Source organism: Vibrio sp. 10N.261.52.A1 (genome assembly GCF_002876325.1).
Classification (GTDB): Bacteria; Pseudomonadota; Gammaproteobacteria; order Enterobacterales; family Vibrionaceae; genus Vibrio; species Vibrio chagasii.
In genome coordinates this window covers 1-212 of record NZ_MCYD01000088.1, presented here as the reverse complement: position 1 = coordinate 212, position 212 = coordinate 1, and the positions used below count along the sequence as shown (strand labels likewise).

Genomic DNA, 212 nt, shown 5'->3' with positions numbered 1-212 from the left:
ACGCTGCTTTTGACCGCCACTTAGGTTTGCAGGGTAAGTATCACGCTTGTCTGCAAGGCCTACCAGTTCAAGGAGCTCGCTGACTTTCGCTTCGATAACCGCTTTATCTTTACCAGCTAGTTCTAGAGGTAGTGCTACATTGTTAAATACAGTACGAGAAGACAGCAGGTTGAAGTGCTGGAAAATCATGCCGATGTTACGGCGAGCTTCAC

At 47.6% G+C, this 212-nt stretch carries 1 protein-coding gene; it reads right to left on the bottom strand.

Annotated features, from left to right (window positions below):
* A partial coding sequence (locus tag BCT81_RS01200; RefSeq protein WP_133152482.1) for an ATP-binding cassette domain-containing protein occupies positions 1-212 on the bottom strand: 212 nt, incomplete at both ends.